We start from the raw sequence: 662 nt of genomic DNA on the forward strand, positions 1-662 counted from the left end.
ACGTGCGTGAAGACGCCGACCGATCCCACAGACCCGACCGACCCGAAAGACCCTGGTGGTGATGGCGGTGGAACTGGTGGTGGCGATGGTGGCGGGACTGGTGGCGGGACTGGTGGCGGTACAGGCGGTGGCGGTGATGGCGGAACGGGTGGCGGCGATGGCGGCACCGGCGGGGGAGACGGAAACGGTGGAACTGGCGGCGGTGATGGCGATGGCGGCGGCACGGGTGGCGGTGGTGATGGCGGGGGAGACGGGCAGTGCGATCCGGCCAAGGACCCGAACAAATGCGGCAGTGGCTCCTCGATCTCCGGCGACGGTGACTGCAAGGTGGCGATTCAGTGCAACGGCGACGCAATCCAGTGCGCCATTGTTCGCCAGGAAAAGCTCGCACGCTGCGCGGATGAAGAGTTCCGTACGGTCGATGACAAGAAGATTCAGGACCTGAAGAACACGCTGGCCGGTGAGTTCTCCGGGCCTGAGTACGAACCCATCAAGGCCACCGGCGAGAACACCCATGACCTGTCGAAGCTGCTCGACACTAGCGGGCGCTTCTCCAAGGCCTGCCCGGTTATTCCTGACGTCTCGTTCCCCTGGTTCGGCAGTACTCAGACGGTGTCGCTCAGTAGCGTGTCGTCCGATCTGTGCACGTATCTCCAGTGGTT

Annotated in this window: 1 pseudogene; it reads left to right on the forward strand. The window is 64.4% G+C overall.

The features are described from left to right. Positions 1–662: pseudogene (locus ACTJJX_RS35055) on the forward strand (hypothetical protein); the annotation flags it as partial.

Source organism: Pseudomonas sp. 22490, from assembly GCF_052044465.1.
GTDB lineage: Bacteria > Pseudomonadota > Gammaproteobacteria > Pseudomonadales > Pseudomonadaceae > Pseudomonas > Pseudomonas aeruginosa.